Source organism: Cyclobacterium xiamenense (assembly GCF_009467825.1).
Lineage (GTDB): Bacteria > Bacteroidota > Bacteroidia > Cytophagales > Cyclobacteriaceae > Cyclobacterium > Cyclobacterium xiamenense.
Map to the genome: position 1 here is coordinate 20,160 of NZ_WIOK01000014.1, position 17,628 is coordinate 37,787.

Genomic DNA, 17,628 nt, shown 5'->3' on the forward strand with positions numbered 1-17,628 from the left:
CCGGGTTTATTACTCCTGACGGAATTTCTTGAATGCGTTGATTAGCCCATTGGTGGAAGCATCGTGCCCGGTGACTTCATCCGGTGAAACCAAATCGGACAAAACGGATTTGGCTAAAACTTTGCCCAGTTCCACACCCCACTGATCAAAACTGTAAATATTCCAGATCACGCCTTGAACAAAAATTTTGTGCTCGTACAGGGCTATCAAGGCGCCCAATGTGGAGGGATTGATTTTCTTTACCAAAATCGAGTTGGTGGGACGGTTGCCTTCAAACACCCGGTGCGGAGCTATTTTGTCGATGATCTCGGGGGCTTTTCCCTCTTTTTCCATCTCTTCCCGCACGTCTTTCAGGGATTTTCCATTCATCAACGCTTCGGTTTGTGCAAAAAAGTTGGACATCAACTTGAGGTGGTGATCCCCCAGGGGATTGTGGGTATGCGCCGGAGCAATAAAGTCGCAGGGCACCATCTGGGTTCCCTGATGGATCAATTGGTAAAATGCATGTTGTCCGTTGGTACCTGGCTCTCCCCAGATAATCGGACCGGTGGCATAGGTTACCGGACGGCCTTCCCGGTCGATGTATTTGCCATTGCTCTCCATATTGCCCTGTTGAAAATAGGCGGGAAAGCGGTGCATGTATTGGTCGTAGGGCAAAATGGCTTCCGATGCGGCTCCCAAAAAATTGGTGTTCCAGATACCAATCAGGGCCAGTAATACCGGTATGTTCCGATCAAATGGTTCGTTTCTAAAATGGGTATCCATGGCATGGGCACCTTCCAGGAGTTTTCGGAAATTGTCGAAACCGACGGCACAGGCGATTGTCAAGCCAATCGCCGACCACAGGGAATACCTTCCACCGACCCAATCCCAAAATTCAAACATGTTGTTGAGGTCAATGCCAAACTCGCGTACCGCATTGCCATTGGTAGAGAGGGCCACAAAATGCTTGGCCACCTCTTCTTTATCATGCGCATTTTCCAAAAACCAATCGCGCGCCGTGTGGGCATTGGTCATGGTTTCCTGGGTGGTGAAGGTCTTGGAAGCGATAAAAAACAGCGTGGTCTCCGGATTTACTTGTTTCAGTACTTCGGTAATGTGCGAACCGTCCACGTTGGATACGAAGTAGGTCGATAGGTGCGGAAACTGGAACGGTTTGAGCGCCTCTGTCACCATCACAGGACCCAGGTCACTGCCGCCGATGCCAATATTCACCAACGCGGATATGGGCTTGCCGGTATAGCCTTTCCACACGCCCTTGGATACCTTTTCCGAAAAGACCCTCATTTTTTCCAGGACCTTGTTTACTTCCGGCATGACATTTTTTCCATCCACGTAGACGGGGCTATTGGATCGGTTTCTCAAAGCCGTATGCAACACCGCCCGGTTTTCGGTGGCGTTGATCAGTTTGCCCTCAAACATGGCCTCGATAGCCGCTTTTAGCTCGGTCTGTTCGGCCAGGTCGAGCAAGGTTTGGCGGATACCGTCTGTGATGCGATTTTTGGAGTAATCCACCAGGATGTCTTTGAACCGTACCTGGTACTTTTCGAACCTTGCGGGATCCTCTTCGAACAGCTTTTTGATGGAAATGGTCTCGTTGGCTGCCTCAGTTAGGTGCTTCCAGGCATTGGTGGTGGTCGGATCTATATTTTTCATGCGTTTGTTTGTTCAGGTTTCGGGCGTAAAACTAAAAATAAAACGGTAGCTTGTGAAATTAGCCGGTCAAATTGCCGCTTCAAAAAAAACACGCAGCGGACCAAACCGGGCAACCAGGGCCCTGAAAAACAGGTGGCAGCCAAATTGGCACCCGAAAAAACTGAAAACCAGCAGGTTGTGGACACGTAAGCGCACATGAAGCATTCGTCCGTTTGCTAGTGAAGCAACCCGGTATAAAAAATTCTTGAATTTATTTAGTTAATTATTTAAAATAAAATAAAAATTAAATGAAAATGAATAAATTAGAGTCATATTCAGGACCAACCCTACAGTTATCATTGGTTTATTTTTTTAGACGTAAAATTTCTGAACATTTCTGAACCGAAGTTAATTTTAAAAGGATATACATAGACATTCACTTAGCATTCAAACCTGTATGATAGAAGCCGGCTTAAATGCGACAATAAACTGGAAATTGCACCATTTTTGCAACTGAATTGGATAGTGGTACCAAAAATCAATTACACGAAATCTTGAAAGTGATTTTGCATCTTAAAATACTTTTTTTATCCGTGACCTTTGCTGCTGTTACCTGGTCTCAGCATACGTTTGGCCAGCGGGAAGCGATTGATTCCATGAAATTGGAATTGCATGCGATTGAACGTAGCGAAAACTTTTCGCCAGACAAGCCTTACATCGATTTGATTAACCACCTGGGCGAACTGTACTACAACCTGGACCCGGATAGTACCTTTTTGTTGGGAATGAAGAGCCTGGACGCTAGCGAAAAGGTCGGCTATATCGAAGGGGTAGTGGATGCGTACCGAAACATCGGGGCCTACCACAACCTTCGCGGTGAGTACGAGCAGGCAATGGGCTTTTTTCGGGAGGGGCTGCATATTGCCGAAGAAAATCAATACTGGAAGGGGTTGGCCAATACCTACCATAGTATCGGGCTTAACTATTACGATCGGGGTATTTTGGAAGAGTCGGTCACTGCCTACCTCAAATCGCTGGAAATAAAGGAAAAGCACCTGTCCAAAATCGAGCAAAGCAGAACGCTAAGCAACCTGGGTCTGGTCTTTCTGGACATGGAAGATACCGACAGAGCGCTCAACTATCACCAAAGAGCCCTTGCGATTCGCAAGGAAGCAAACGATCAGCTGGGTATCGCTTCTTCCATGCTAAACATTGGCGACGTCTACAAACACACCGGTGCGTACGATCAGGCCCTGGAAAACTTCCAGTCTTCCCTGGCGATTGGGGCAGCGATCGACAACAAGCGATTGGCATCCGCCAGTCATTTCAATATCGGAGAGATCAATCTGGCCCAACAAAACTTTGCGGAAGCCTTGTTCCATTTCGAATCGGGTCTGAGCCTGGATCAGGAGATCAAGGACAAGGCGGGAACTGCCGAAGATTACCTGGGCATCGGTGAGGCGCAGATGAATTTGGGAAAACTGACTGCCGCCAAAAACGCTTTTCAGGAAAGCTTGGAAATGGCCATGGAAAGTAACCTCAAGTCCGTTATACAACGAGCCCACTTGTTGCTTAGCGAACTGAACGAAATGCAGCGAAATGCCACTGCAGCCCTGTACCATTTCAAGTTACACAAGGCATACCAGGACAGCATATTCAATCAGGATTCGGAAAAGCAAATTCAGAAACTTGCTGCAGAATATGCCTTCGAAAAAAAAGAAGCCGAACTCCTGCAGCAACAACGGGAAAATGAGCTTAGGAACGAGGCCCGAATGGAGCAGCGCCTGCGGATGGGTGTTACCATCATCCTGGCCATTCTATTGGTGGCCTTTTTTGTGGCCCTTCGATCGATACGCTACCAGGTGAAAGCCAGAGGCGTGGTGACCCGACAAAAAAACGAACTGGAAGCACTGAACAAAAAAATCCTCCAACAAAAAAATGAAATCGAAAAGGTGGCCAACCAGCTATTTGAAGTAAACCAAACCAAGGACAAACTCTTCAGCATCGTCGGCCACGACCTCAAAAGCCCAATCAATAGCCTCAAAGGCCTCATGCAATACGTAGTCGATGAAAAATTAAGCCAGGAAGAGTTTCTGCTGGTTTCAGCGCAGTTAAGAAACGAGGTAGAACAGGTGCATTTTACCCTGATCAACCTGCTTCATTGGGCGAAAAGCCAAATGAAAGGGATCGTGACCGACACGGAAAAAGTATCCATCAATAAAATCCTCAAAGAAAATATCAGCCTCTACAAACCGGTATCGGAAGCAAAGGACATCGCTATTATTGACCTGCTCTCGCCCCAAACCGATTGCCTGGCCGACCGGGAACAATGCAACCTGATTGTTCGAAACCTCTTGAACAACGCGCTGAAATTCACCAACCGTGGCGGACAGGTACAAATCAGCAGCAACAAAATCAATGACTCCTTTTGGGAAATAGCCATTCAAGACGACGGCATTGGCATGGACAATACTACCCTGTCCAGGTTATTCACGCCGGTTCTGAAGGAAAAACACCGATACGGTACCGCTGGGGAAAAAGGAACAGGACTCGGCCTGCAGCTAACCAAGGACTTTATCTGTAAAAACGGTGGAGAGATCCATGTGGAAAGCGAGCCGGGAAAAGGGAGTAAATTTACCTTTACCTTGCCGATCGCCTGATCGAAGGGCCGCATCCGTGAATAGTCAGCGGGTAAATTGGTATTTCGGATTATTTTTTCTTTATTGGAGAATGTAGCACGTTAAAATTAGTGCAAAATAATTGATGCAAACGTGTATGCATTTTCCTCCTTGCTGGTATCTTTATGCAGGAATTTCCCCGGAAATGGGCCAGGTGAGTACCGCAACAAAAACTGAAAAAAATGAATGATAGCTCGTTTAAAGCCTTTAAAATCAAGATAGCGATTGCGCTGTCATTGGTTTTGTTTCTGATTTTTGCAAAAAGTCTCGTGGACAAAAGCAACGTCGATGAATTGGAAGCCTCCTTTGTCTCGGTCTACGAAGACCGGCTGGTCGTTCAGGACTATATTTTCAACATCACCGAACTCCTTTTCCGCATGCGATTACTGGTAGCCGATACCGAATCCCTGGAGCAATACCTTTCGGTGAAGAAACAGGTAATGGATTACCACGATCAAATTCTGAACATCATCTCGTCCTTCGAAGAAACACACCTCACACCCAAAGAGTCGGAGTATCTGAAAGAATTCAAATCGCTAATTACGGAAAAGCTTGAAATCGAAAGTTATTTTACCGACCTGGAAGAATCGGAGCAAAACTACCAAACCACCGTGGAAAAGTTTAACACGGACTTTGAGCGGGTATTTTATGACCTGCGGGAGCTTTCAAAGATTCAGCTCAGAGAAGGAGAAAAACTCACCAACCTCAGTTACCGCATCAAAGCCCGATCCGATATCTGGATGCAATTCGAATACGCCGTATTGTTTGTCCTGCTCATCATCATCAGCATGCTGATCTATTCTTCCCGAGCCATCCGCAAAAAAGAAGAAACGGCTTAACTAACGCGCATTTTTCCGATTGGCCAGCGCAGATAGGAGAAATCCTACCAGAAAGATAACCAGGGTGCCGAAAACAATCGTCAGGTTTGCGTGAAAGGGGCTTCTAAAGGTGGCCCCTTCCTCCAGGACTACCGGAGATAAACTCATCCAACCGATAAGCGATACCCCCAAAACCACGCCAATGGCGGCATATTTTTGGCGGATGTTTTTGCCAATAAATCCCAACAAAAACAATCCCAAAATTCCACCACTGAAGATGGCAGAAAGTGCCCACCAGGCATCCAGGGCACTCGTTACCCCGTTGAAGGCAATGGCAATCACGATGCTGAGAAAGCCCATCACCAGGGAAGCGATTACCAATACCTTCATTTCTGCTTTTTCCTGTAAGTCCGGCGAGAGGTACTTTTTGAAGTGATCGGTTAGAATGATCGTTGCCGAACTGTTGATACTGGTAGAAATGGTACTCATCCCGGCCGCAAAGATGGAAGCAATCAATAAGCCAGTCATCCCTACCGGCAATCCATTGACGATAAAGTAAGGAAATACCTTATCGGCCTGTTCGCTACCCCTAAACTCCACCGGCAACAGATCCGGCAGGGCCTGATAGTAGGCAAACAAGGCCGTGCCGATAAAGAAAAACAACAAGGATACCGGTACGTACAATAAACTACCCAAAAGGGTGGATTTTACCGCCTCTTTGTCCGTTTTGGCGCTCAAATACCGCTGTACGTAGTTCTGGTCTACACCAAAATTTTGCAAATTGATAAACAGGCCATAGATCAGAATGACCCAAAAGGTGGCTTCCGAAAAGCTAAACCCAAAACTCCCGAGGCTAAATTTATTGTGGGCGGAGGCAATGGCAAACACCTGTCCGGGACCTTCGGGCATGGAAAAAAAGATAATACCCAAACAGGCCACCGCTCCGCTGATCAATATGATCCCCTGAATGGCATCGGTCCAGATCACCGCTTCAAAACCACCCATGATGGCATAGATTAGCACGCTGATTCCGGTGATGACAATGATTACCGGAATACTCCATCCGAAAAGCACATTCATTGGTAGCGCGAGCAAATACATGATAGCCCCCATCCGTGCCAGCTGCGTCAACAGGTAGCAGATGGAGGCATACGTTCTGGCCCAGGCGCCGAAGCGAGTCTCCAGGTAATAGTAAGCCGAGGGACTTTTTATACCCCGGTAAAGAGGTACAAAGAATTTCACCGCCAAAATGGCGGCAATGGGAATGGAAAGACTAAAGACAAACCCATTCCAATTGGAAAGGTAGGCGTTGCCCGGCAAGGCCAAAAAACTGATGCTACTGACAAACGTAGCAAAAATGGACATGCCGATTGCCCAGGACGGAAGCTTTCCTCCTCCCGTGATAAAGTCCTCCGAAGAGCGTTTTTTGAAATAAAACGAAGCTCCAAACAAGACAATCGCCAGCATGTAGGATAAAAAAACAACTAGATCAATAATGGGTAGATTCATACCTTACCTGAATTTGAACTTATATAGGGTTAGTGCAATAGCGGTAAGCAGCCAGTTGGGGCAACTTTTCCCGTATTTCCTCCAGCTGTGCCCCTTCGAAAGCCGTCAGTGGGGCAGCCAGGAAGCCATTTCCAAGGCCTAGAAAATGCAAGCCCGCCTTTAAACCTTTTAGAAAACTCGAGCCGTAACTTCCCAGGCTGTAAAGCTCTGCAGAAACTTCCATCACCATATCTTGCAAACGGGCCATTTCGGCCAAATTACCGGATGCTGCTGCCTGGTACAGGTCTACGTACACCTTTGGAAACATATTTGCTCCTCCGCTCACGCCCCCGTGGCCTCCCATCAGTACCGCGGATGCCAGCATTTCCTCTGGCCCCACCAGGAGGGTAAAATCAGGACGGTTGCGAAAGGCATGTACCATGGCATTGAAGTAGGGTGCATTACCCGAACTATCCTTTAACCCCAAAATATTCGGGTGCTGGGAAAGCTCGACAACGTTCGCTTGACTCAACATGGTTTTGGTATGGGAGGGCATGTTGTACAGGTAGAGCGGTAAGGGCAACTCGTCGGCCAATTTTGTAAAGTAGGCCAGGATTTCGCGCTCTCCCAATCCAAAGTAATACGGAGGCGCTGCCACCACGGCATCGGCGCCGGCATCCCGGGCAACCCCTGCCAACCGCAGGCTTTCATGAAAAGAGGTGTCGGTCACACCTACCAGCACCGGGAGGCGTTGGTCTACTTCCCTACAAGTCAGCTGTATCAATTCCCGTCGAAGATCGTAGGAAAGGTTGGTGCATTCTCCCGTGGTGCCCAGAATAAACAATCCCTGCACGCCACCCTCCATGAGGTGGGCCAGAAGTTTGGACATACCTTCTGTATCCAGGCGGGTGTCATCCTGTAATAGCGTGGCGACCGGGGGAATGATCCCCCGAAGTGGTTGATTGAGTAAGTCTCGTTGCATGTGTGTTATTCCTACTTCGTAGGGCGTTTAAAAATCAGGATTCGTTGGGAAATTTCTTATATTTTTGATGGATCGATGACTGCGTATTTCACCGATATGCGGTCGTAGGTGTACGAAAGGTGCACCATGCCGTCTTCGGCTTGTATGATGGCCGGATAGCTGTACCCCGCATTATTGGGTTCATTTTCCAAGGTCATGAAGGGATGCCAGGTTTTGCCATCATCCGAAATGGCCAGGTTGAGGATGTTTCTACCGTTGGGCTCCGCTCCTTCTTTGGTGCTGTGGTTGTAGATCAACAGGTGTCTTCCGTCTTGCAGCGTCACGGCATCCGTCCCCGAGTTGGGATTGGGTAAGGAGGTCGCCTCCACTTCCGACCAGGTCTGACCCTGATCCCTGGACCAGCTTTCAGCGATGACATTTTGCCGCGTCCGGCAAAGGACTTGCAAGGCGCCGTCTTCATGCAGCAACACACTGGGCTGAATGGCATCAAATGCCACCCCATCATTGATGGGTCCGACCACCTGCCAGGTTTTTCCCCGGTCCTTGCTAATTTCAAAATGCACTTTCCAGAAGGTTTCCCCATCCGATTCCACTTCCGTACTGGAAGGGCTGATTATCGTGCCGTCTTCCAGCTGTACCGGCTTGTTTTTGACAGGACCCAGCAGGGGGCCAATCGCCGGGTGCTCGCCCAACCTGCTGGGAGCAGACCAGGTTTTGCCGTTGTCTTCGGAGGTAATCAGCATTCCCCACCAATCCCGGGGGGTAGGCCCCACCTTGTAAAACAACATTAACGGTCCCTCCTCCGGCTGAAAAAGCACGGGATTCCAGCAAGGGTACCGCAAGGTGTCGTTTTGCACGCCATTGGCCACTTCTTCGGGCCAGGACCAGGTACCGTTTTCCAAATGGCTTACCCGGATACCTACGTCCGGATTGCGCTCATGGGTTCCGGAAAAAAAGGCGGCCACGATACCTGCCGGTGTCTCCACCAACGTGGAAGCATGTACCTGAGGCGTGGGCCGGTTGTCCAGCGGATAAATCAACTCCGCATGTACCAGTGCCCCTTCACCGACCTCGGCTTTGGGCGGTAGGTAGTAGTTTCCCGTAATGTCGTTTGCCTCCTGTTCTTGCCGGGATTGGGAAGTATTCTCCCCGGATCCACAACCAACCAATGTCAGGGCCATTGCGGAAGCCCCCGTAACCGTTGCGAAAACCATTTTTACTCGATACCACATAATGCTGTTTTTATTCCTAGTTCGTCCATGGCTGCGGCTTTTGCAAGGCATGCCTCCAGCGCTTTTTCTTTACTGGTCGCGTAGACCACCTGAATGTGGTTGGCCTTGTGCCGCGCCATCATTTGATCCCTGCTCACGCCATCCAATACCCCGTGCATGATGGGCCATTGGGGGGTGGTCAGGTCCCAACGGCGTTGGGTTTCCTCGGCAGGTAATTCGGCAACCTCTCCCGTACCCAGGTCGCAGTGCAGCCGGTCGTTCATGATGTACACACGGCTCCAGACAATGTGCCCGGGTTTGCTAACGCCCTTGAGGCTGCCTCCGCCCAGGTGAAAATACATGGGGGGCTGCCGTTCGCTACTTGCCCCGGCATATCCTCCTGCAAAATGCGAGGCCGGAGCCGCCCCGGAAATCAGAAAGACCCAGACAAAGGCATCTCCTCCTGCAAGCGGGTAGTCCTCCCCATAGCGGAGATCATGCAGGGTATTGTCCCCTTGCATGCCCAGTTTTTCCCAAAGGCGGTAGGTCAGCAGGCTGTCCAGTCCGGCACATTCGTCCACCTCATTGAAATGGGGAAGCGCTTTTCCTGGATGGATTTCCTTCCCGTCCCGTCCCAGGACTGGCGGTCGTTCCGTACAATTCAGCAGCCCCTCCGCCAAATCGCTGGCAGGCGCTAAATCCTTTAATCCTTGCTGGTACTGAATACCGATGGTATCGCAGCCAAATTCCTCCGCAAGCCGCAGGGCGGCAATGTACATCTTGCACTGCTCCAGGGTTTGCGCTTTGGTGAGCTCCGTGGCGGGATCCGATCCCCAGACAAAGGTCATCCCCCGGTCCAGTAACCAATCCAGCACCTGCGCTGCCTCTTCCTCCGTAACCGTTTTCATGGCGGCATAGAGCGTAGACTGGCTTAGCCGTTCTTTGAAGACGCCGGTGGGATGCAGCAAATGATCCGGAATAATGGCGTTGAACATGCCCATGCAGCCCTCGTCAAACACGCCCATAATGGCCTTCTGTTTCCGAAATTCCCGGGCAAAACGACGACCCGTTTCGGCGGGTCCATTTGGAAAAGCTGCAGTGTCAAAGTCCCGTACATGACCAAGGTCATGGGTCACTTTTCCGGAGTGAATCCACTCCTTCAGGCCATTGAGAAAAAAGTCGTCGCTAAAATCCCGACTCCAAAGGCTGGAATAGGACACGCTGGCTTTGGTAAGCGATCCATTCAGGTTTAGCATTCCCACCAGGCCAGGCCATTGCCCGTCCCAATTGGCCAGTGTCAAAATCGGTCCCTTATGCGTCGTTAATCCTGCCAAGACGTGGTGGGAATACTGCCAGACACTTTCGGCCACGACCAGGGGCTTCGCCGGATCCAGGTCGCGAAAAACCTGCATGCCCATTTTCTGGGAATCGATGAAACCATGCCCTTTTTCGGCGTCATAGGGATGAGCGCGGATTACCCGCACCCCCAGTTCGCTGAAAACGCGCACCAGCTTTTCCTCCATTTCTTCCTGCGCCGGCCAACAAGTTTGGTTGGCAGCCAATCGCAGGTCGCCACTCGCAATCAGGTAAATTTCGTCTATCATATGCATTTTTAGTTATTTGCTTCCGTACATGCCGGTACCTTGAGTGATTCTTCTTCCTGCTTGGGAATACTACGCCGAATTCTTCCAATCAGGCCCATGCCTGACCAAAAAATTTGCGGCCGGTCACCGGCTTATTTCAGTGGGTTTTCGTACCAAATTACTCCCAGACCCTTTTTGCTTCCGTCTGCGGCCGTTTCCTCGGAAGTAACCAGGTCCAGGTCTCCGTCTCCATCCAGGTCGATTGCCGTGACAAAATCGTATTTGACGCCTGCTGCTCCGCTAATGTCCAACAGTCCCGGGGAATCCGACCGAAAATCCATCAGCGCAGCCAGCCCGGATTTTCCCAGGGCCCCTTCAAAGGAGAGCACCAGATCCATTTTCCCATCCTGATCCAGATCGGTCAACAGGGCCGATTTGCCCCGGGTTCCCAGACCTTCCGGATAAGCCTGCTGCTCCCAAAGCCACTGCTTCCCCTGCCGGTAAAACTGCGTCCAGCCTCCAAGCAGATCCGCAACAACAATGGCCTGTGGCGAGGCACCCGTATCGGGTTCCAGACCCAAAAACATGGGTTCACCGGATCGCACGCCCAGCAAATGAGGCCTCCAGGCGCCACGAACTCCGGACGCACCCGGATTTTCAAACCAGCGGAGGCCACGCAGGGAACCTTTCCTATCCGTAATCAACACGTCGGGTGTGCCGTTTCCGTTCATGTCCACCCATTCGATGGACATGATCCAACCCGCAGGAGAAATCTCGTGGTACACCCAACCCTCCATGTTTCGCGGATCTACCGGCGCCTCCAGCCAGCCCACGGTCCCGTTGGGATCCTTGGATCCGACGAGCAAATCCAGACCATGGATACCATCCACATCCACGGCCCTGCCAAACATCCAGCGGGTCGTACCCAGGGTAACTGGAATATCTTCGGACCGCCAGGCTTTCGAATCCAGGTATTTTTCCGGGTCAGCAGGAGCCCAGTGAATGGTCACTCGCTGATGATCTCCTTCCGAACAGGTGATCAGGTCCATTTGCCCGTCCCCGTCCAAATCGGCGGCAAACGCATCCTCCACATCCGGTGCCGGTACCTCCACGTACGGCCAGGGCTGCCTGGGGTCTGCTGGCTGCAGGTACAGACGGGCCACCCCGCCTTCTTCCCAGCCTACCGCCAGGTCCAACTTGCCGTCACCGTTGACATCGGCGGTTTTGGTACCGTCCGAGCCAAGGGAGGTATTGTCGATCGTATGCCGGATCCAGGGAGTAGTATCCGCAAAACCCTGCTCCTCCTGAGCAAGGCCCGCCAGCGGAAAAAACGCCAGAACCACTAATTCGCTTAGCCGTATGCCAGTCTTCATTCGGTTTTTGATTTGCTACTGATGATTTTTCGGGAAGTAAACACCCGGTACAAGGCTTCGTCGTGGGCGCTATCCCAAATGTCCGCTTCTCGGAAAGAGACCTGCACGATTTCCCGTTCTCCTGTCCGATCGCGGTCGTACACCAGGTGAATGGTTCCGTCTTCCGCCTGCTGTCCATCCGGATAAGAGACACCGGGGCGTTGGTCCAGCAACAGTCCACGGGACCAGGTAAGCCCATCGTCCCGGGAAACAAAGGCCATCAGGTGGGATCGCCCGGTGCGTTGGGTCAGTGGACCGTGCTTTACCAAAAGTAGGTTTCCGGAATGGAGGCGGCGAATAAAAAACCGGGCACTTGGGTGGGCAAACAAGGAGGGCTGCACCGGAGACCAACGCGCTCCCTGGTCCGTGGAATAGCTTTCGCCGATGCCGTAATTGGTGCGAAGCAGGGCCCAAATCCTCCCGTCTTTTTTTTCTACAAATTGGTGTTCGTCGTAGACCCGGTTTGCTGGCGGCACGTGAATGGCGCCCTTTAGCTGCCAGGTTTTTCCACGATCTGCGGATACCACCATTCGGGCACTGTTGTCAGTCAATCGCCAGGTCGAGGCTGGCAAAGCCCATTCCCCGGTACGCAATACCGTGGGCTTACACATCATAATGCCATCCGTCAGCCGTTGGGGAGTGGACCAGGTGGCTCCGCCTTCGGAATCCAGATCGGCTGTCATGGCCCAAACGCCCGCCTCGGTACCGTCCATCCCGATGGTTTGGGCCCAGAATACCCATAATCTGCCCGTTGGATCCATCCATATCTCCGGATCAAAGGCCCGGACTGCTCCGGGTCCATCCGGATCGATCACCAGCAGCTCTTCCCAGCTATTGCCGGCGTCTTTGCTGTGGGCCAGCACCACGTAATTGTTTTCGTCTTCCCCGGGACTCGGTCCGGCGTACCAAACCGACCACATTTGCTGCCCGTCCCCTGTAAGAGCCAGGCTGGGGATACCGGAAAATCGACGTTGATCCGGCTGGTGTCGCGGTGCGTAGCTACCTTTGAGATACACTTCGGGAGCCTGCAAGTAGGCGCGGTTTTCCTGTGCCAGGGAGGGGAAAATCACATAAAAAAGGCCTGAAAGAAAGAAGGCTGCGGTTATTTTTGGTTTCATGCGGGGTTTATTCGGTCTACTGCTGAAAAATACACCAAGATTTTCCGCTTTGAAAGAAATTTCCGTTAAATGTGACCGTTCCTTACAAAAACACGTATTCTGAGGGATTAATTTTCTATATTCATTCCTTAATCTGGAAAAACATAAATTTTGCAATGGACCCGTTACACGTAAACAGAAGAAAATTCATCAAAAGTAGTACTGCCCTCATGGCGCTGACCAGTGTGGGGGTACAGGCCATGCCCTGGAGGGCACGAAAATCTCCCTACAAAGTCGGATTGATCGGAACTGGCTGGTATGGGAAAAGTGATTTATTCCGATTGATTCAGGTGGCCGAGGTAGAGGTCCTGGCCCTGGCAGATCCCGACCAAAACCTGCTGGACGAAGCCGCCGTACTGGTCAGCCAACGGCAGACCTCGGGAAATACGCCAAAAAAATACACGCATTACCGGCAAATGCTGGAGGAAAACGAACTGGACATCGTACTGGTAGGCAGTCCGGACCATTGGCATGCCCTGCAGACCATTGACTCCATACAGGCGGGTGCCCACGTATATTTACAGAAACCCATCAGTGTAGACGTGATCGAAGGGGAAGCCATCCTGGCAGCGGCACGCAAACACAACAAGGTGGTGCAGATCGGCACCCAACGCCGGAGCACCCCCCATCTGGTGGAGGCAAAAAAGAACATCGTGGACAAGGGCTTGTTGGGCAAAGTATCCCATGCCGAAATGTGCTGCTACTACCACATGCGGGCCAACGGGGAACCGGAGGTGCAACCGGTACCCGATTTTTTCGATTACGAGCTATGGGTAGGTCCGGGTCCCATGAGGCCCTTCGACGGGCTTCCGCACCGCCGTTGGTGGCGTACCATGATGGAGTACAGCAACGGCATTACCGGCGATATGTGTGTGCACATGTTTGACGCGGTACGGTGGACCCTGGGTCTGGGCTGGCCCAAAAGTGTGTTTGCTACCGGAGGAATCTACGTGCAAAAAGGCGGAAAATCCACCACTGCCGATACCCAGACGGCAACCTTTCATTACGATGAACTGGATTGCGTGTGGACCCACCGCTCCTGGGGTACTCCCCAGGATCCGGAATATCCCTGGGCCTACAAAATTTATGGGGATAAAGGAACCCTTAAAGCTTCCGTCATGAAGTACGAATTTATTCCTCAGGGAGGGGGTGAGGTGATCAAAGGAGACGTAGTCTACGAACGGGAACGCTACCCGGAAGATCTAAACGAAAAAGACATTGAACTCCACGCAGCCCCCGCTACCCGGGATCACATGCGGGATTTTCTACGGGCCATCGAAGAGGGCGGACGCCCGGTCGCTGACGTGGAAGAAGGCCATATTTCTACTGCCAGTTGTATTCTGGCAAACATGTCCATGGAACTGGGCCGACCCCTGGCATACGATCCCGAAAAACGAATGGTGATCGGCGATGAGGAGGCCACGCGCTTGCTGCGGCGCCCTTACCGGGCTCCCTATCAGCATCCGGATCCCAACTTTGTGTAATACCAACCGGCCTGTTCAACAAGGACAGGCCTTTTCTCATACCCAATCGAACCAAACCATGATACGCAATTCTTCATATATTTGCTTTGTGGGTGTGCTTTGCCTGTCATTCGGGCTGCTCAGCTATCCAGTCTCCCAGGCTGTAGCCCAAACAACTGTGGCGATAACGGGAGAAAAATTCTACATCAACGGCCGCCCCACCTATCCCGAGAGAACCTGGAAAGGCCACGCCATCGAAGGCCTGCTCATGAATAGCCGCATGGTGCAGGGGATTTTTGACGACCTGAATCCAGAAACGGTGAATCGGTGGAAGTACCCGGATACCGAAGTGTGGGATCCCGACCGCAATACCCGGGAATTTGTTGCGAACATGGCCGAATGGAAAGCCCATGGCCTGTTGTCGTTTACGCTAAACCTTCAGGGAGGAAGCCCCGAAGGCTACAGCCGGAATCAACCCTGGCACAATTCCGCATTCACGGCAAGCGGAGAATTGCGGCCTGCCTATCTGCAACGGCTGAAGAAAATCCTGGACGAAGCGGAGCGGCTGGAGATGGTGCCCATTCTGGGATTGTTCTATTTTGGACAGGACCACCGCCTGGCGGATGAGGCGGCTGTCATCCGGGCGGTAGACAATATCCTGAACTGGCTACACATGCAGGCCTACAAACACGTACTTATCGAAGTAAATAACGAGTGCAACGTTCGCTATACCCACGAGATCTTGCAACCGGACCGGGTACACGAATTGATCCTACGCGTGAAAGCCAACGAAAAAAACGGCTTTCGCTATCTCGTCAGCACCAGCTATGGAGGCGGATTTATTCCCTTACCCAATGTGGTGAAGGCGGCCGATTTTCTCCTCATCCATGGCAACGGCGTATCGGATCCGGACCAGATCGTGGAAATGGTACGTAAAACCAAATCGGTGGAGGGCTACCGGGACATGCCCATTGTATTCAACGAGGACGATCATTTTGACTTCGATAAGGACTGGAACAATTTCATAGCGGCGGTATCAGCCGGAGCTTCCTGGGGTTTCTTTGATTTCCGAATGGAGGGCGAGGGCTTCGAACAAGGCTATCAGAGCGTACCCGTAGACTGGAGTACGGGATCAGACCGAAAAAGAGACTTTTTTGCCCTGCTTCGGGAAATCACGGGGTATTAAAAAAACCCACCGGTCAGATGTCCGGTGGGTTTATAAATGGCAACGTTTGTCTGTTTAAACCTTGAAGCCTTCGCGGTAGGTTCTTCCCACAAACTGATTGGCTTCTTCCAAATTGGTGATGCGCATGTTTTCTCCGTCCCACAACAGCTTTTTACGGCCAAAAAACTCGGCCTGTCCCTTGCTGTTTTCTCTACGAAGCATGTAGCTTCGGATGGCCAGGTTGCCCATCAGGACCGTCTCGGTCATGGGGCCGGCATAGTCAAAGGAGGAGGTAAGCGCCTTGTGTTCGGGGCTGTTGAATCCCGCCTTGCAAGCGTCCACCCATCTGCGCTGGTGACCGTATTCAGGCTCGTCGTTTTTCTCTACCTCCGGACCAAATTCGGTGGTGCCGTCGTTTAGGTACAACTTGGGCATAAGCGGCGAGCTATCGTTGATATTGGTAGAAATGATCCCCTTCTCTCCAATGATCAGCACCCCATTGGCGCTGTTTTTCCCGCCAATATCGTCGTCTGCAGGGATGATATCGGGGTGGGAAGGACGAATCCCCCCATCACTCCAGGTCATCTCAATGGGTGCACGGCTTTTGACCGTCTCGTCAAAATGCAAGGTGATAAAAGAAGCAGGAGGACAGCCTTTGGGATAATAATCTGCCGTCCACATATCGGTGTATATGGAGGCCACGCTGCATTCCGCATCCGTTGGGTACTTCAAACCAAGGGTACGGAAGGGAATGTCGATCAGGTGGCAGCCCACATCACCGAGAGCGCCGGTTCCGTAATCCCACCATCCCCGCCAGTTGAAGGGGTGGAGATTTGGGGTGTAGGGAATGTACTCGGCAGGTCCCAACCACAGGTCCCATGCCAAATCGTCCGGCTTTTTGGCGGGAGCTGGCTCCGGAAAAGGAATTCCCTGTGGCCATACGGGACGGTTGGTCCAAACCTGAACCTTGGATACCTTGCCAATTTTGTCGTCATCAACCCATTTTTGCACCATGTCCAACAGTGGATTGGAGCCACCCTGATTTCCCATTTGGCTGACGATTTTGTTCGTTCGCGCCATTTCGGTCAGCATTCTCGCCTCCCGGATATTATGCGTCATGGGCTTCTGCACGTATACGTGTTTGCCACGCTCCATGGCATAGGCAGCGGCAGGGCCGTGTACATGGTCCGGTGTAGAAATGGTCACCGCGTCGATGTCCTTTTCCTTATCGAGCATCTCCCGGTAATCGCTGTACCGTTTGGCATTGGGAAAATTCTCTACGGAGCGGGAAGCAGAACCCGAAAAATCAACGTCACAGAGGGCAACTACCCGCTCCCGGCCATTGACCGATGCGTTTTTAATATCGCTGGCGCCCTTTCCCCCCGCACCGATGGCAGCGAGATTTAGCTGATCGCTGGGCGCCGTATACCCCACTCCTCCCAACACGTGGCGAGGAACAAAAATGATGGAAGAGGCAATCGCCGCATTCTTAATAAAAGATCGCCTGCCGGGATCCGATTTTTCTTTCTTTGGTGATTTCATGGTTATTTCAACTTATTGATTGGATAAAAACTTAATGTATGTAAAATTTGCGGTACTTTTTAAATCTGGGCATCAAAAATATACGCCTGGCACCTCGTTTACGGCAATTTGCCTCGCTGTTATTTCCATAAATGGTTGAATTCAGGGATGAACTAACATACCCCTGTCTTCGATTGCTTGTCGACCGATCATTTTTCAATCGATTCCAGGTACAGTTGCTCCACTTTAGCCCTGGCCCAAGGTGTCTTCCGCAAAAAAGTTAGACTGGACTTGACAGAAGGATCGTGGGTGAAGCACCGAATGCGAATCCGCCTACCTAACGCTTCCCACCCATAGGTTTCCTGCAAATGTACGACCATATCTTCCAATCGAACTCCGTGGAGCGGATTAGCGGGTTGGGAGGCTGACTTGTCTTTCATTCCAATAAAAATAAGTGTTCCGGGCAGTTTCTCCTAGCGAACGCTTGTAAAAAAAATACGGGCAATTCAGGAATT

The 17,628-nt window shown here is 51.3% G+C and carries 13 protein-coding genes; 4 read left to right on the forward strand and 9 right to left on the reverse strand.

Going from position 1 to position 17,628, the window contains the following annotated elements:
• Positions 1-9: 9 nt before the first annotated feature.
• Positions 10-1,656, reverse strand: coding sequence for a glucose-6-phosphate isomerase (gene pgi / locus GCU44_RS12015; protein WP_154856622.1), 1,647 nt, complete (start codon positions 1,654-1,656; stop codon positions 10-12).
• A gap of 545 nt (positions 1,657-2,201) precedes the next feature.
• Here pgi and GCU44_RS12020 point away from each other — a divergent pair.
• Together GCU44_RS12020 and GCU44_RS12025 are read left to right on the forward strand one after the other, a co-directional pair.
• The gene (locus tag GCU44_RS12020; protein ID WP_154856623.1) at positions 2,202-4,295 is read left to right on the forward strand and encodes an ATP-binding protein; all 2,094 of its coding nucleotides are present in this window, start codon (positions 2,202-2,204) and stop codon (positions 4,293-4,295) included.
• Positions 4,296-4,495: 200 nt separating this feature from the next.
• Positions 4,496-5,152: an MCP four helix bundle domain-containing protein gene (locus GCU44_RS12025; RefSeq protein WP_092176501.1), complete on the forward strand. Its 657-nt coding sequence runs from the start codon at positions 4,496-4,498 to the stop codon at positions 5,150-5,152.
• On the opposite strand, the gene GCU44_RS12030 is transcribed toward GCU44_RS12025, so the two are convergent.
• From GCU44_RS12030 to GCU44_RS12055, 6 genes are all read right to left on the reverse strand, one after another.
• Positions 5,153-6,640 (reverse strand): sodium:solute symporter, encoded by a 1,488-nt coding sequence (locus GCU44_RS12030; protein WP_154856624.1) that lies wholly within the window; start codon positions 6,638-6,640, stop codon positions 5,153-5,155.
• A gap of 19 nt (positions 6,641-6,659) precedes the next feature.
• Entirely contained in the window at positions 6,660-7,601 is a 942-nt protein-coding gene (locus GCU44_RS12035; protein ID WP_154856625.1) for a dihydrodipicolinate synthase family protein, read from the reverse strand.
• A 56-nt stretch (positions 7,602-7,657) separates the two neighbouring features.
• Positions 7,658-8,833 carry a sialidase family protein gene (locus GCU44_RS12040; protein WP_241684930.1) on the reverse strand — a complete coding sequence of 392 codons (1,176 nt, stop codon included), beginning with the start codon at positions 8,831-8,833 and terminating at the stop codon, positions 7,658-7,660.
• Complete coding sequence (locus tag GCU44_RS12045; RefSeq protein ID WP_206670835.1) at positions 8,818-10,416, reverse strand: fucose isomerase; 1,599 nt, start codon at positions 10,414-10,416, stop codon at positions 8,818-8,820. Before GCU44_RS12045 ends, GCU44_RS12040 begins: the two co-directional genes overlap by 16 nt.
• Positions 10,417-10,547: 131 nt before the next feature.
• Positions 10,548-11,768 carry an FG-GAP repeat domain-containing protein gene (locus GCU44_RS12050; RefSeq protein WP_154856627.1) on the reverse strand — a complete coding sequence of 407 codons (1,221 nt, stop codon included), beginning with the start codon at positions 11,766-11,768 and terminating at the stop codon, positions 10,548-10,550.
• Positions 11,765-12,925 carry a sialidase family protein gene (locus GCU44_RS12055; protein WP_154856628.1) on the reverse strand — a complete coding sequence of 387 codons (1,161 nt, stop codon included), beginning with the start codon at positions 12,923-12,925 and terminating at the stop codon, positions 11,765-11,767. The genes GCU44_RS12050 and GCU44_RS12055 overlap by 4 nt, the downstream gene beginning before the upstream one ends.
• A gap of 155 nt (positions 12,926-13,080) precedes the next feature.
• Here GCU44_RS12055 and GCU44_RS12060 point away from each other — a divergent pair, with 155 nt between their 5' ends.
• Both GCU44_RS12060 and GCU44_RS12065 read left to right on the forward strand, forming a co-directional pair.
• Positions 13,081-14,448 carry a Gfo/Idh/MocA family protein gene (locus tag GCU44_RS12060; RefSeq protein ID WP_154856629.1) on the forward strand — a complete coding sequence of 456 codons (1,368 nt, stop codon included), beginning with the start codon at positions 13,081-13,083 and terminating at the stop codon, positions 14,446-14,448.
• 58 nt (positions 14,449-14,506) lie between these two features.
• Positions 14,507-15,613 (forward strand): hypothetical protein, encoded by a 1,107-nt coding sequence (locus GCU44_RS12065; RefSeq protein ID WP_154856630.1) that lies wholly within the window; start codon positions 14,507-14,509, stop codon positions 15,611-15,613.
• Between the two features lie 54 nt (positions 15,614-15,667).
• Here the strand turns inward: GCU44_RS12065 and GCU44_RS12070 are convergent, their stop codons facing one another.
• Positions 15,668-17,134 carry a Gfo/Idh/MocA family protein gene (locus tag GCU44_RS12070; RefSeq protein ID WP_154856631.1) on the reverse strand — a complete coding sequence of 489 codons (1,467 nt, stop codon included), beginning with the start codon at positions 17,132-17,134 and terminating at the stop codon, positions 15,668-15,670.
• A 188-nt stretch (positions 17,135-17,322) separates the two neighbouring features.
• Entirely contained in the window at positions 17,323-17,553 is a 231-nt protein-coding gene (locus GCU44_RS12075; RefSeq protein ID WP_092176521.1) for a VF530 family protein, read from the reverse strand.
• Between the last annotated feature and the right edge of the window lie 75 nt (positions 17,554-17,628).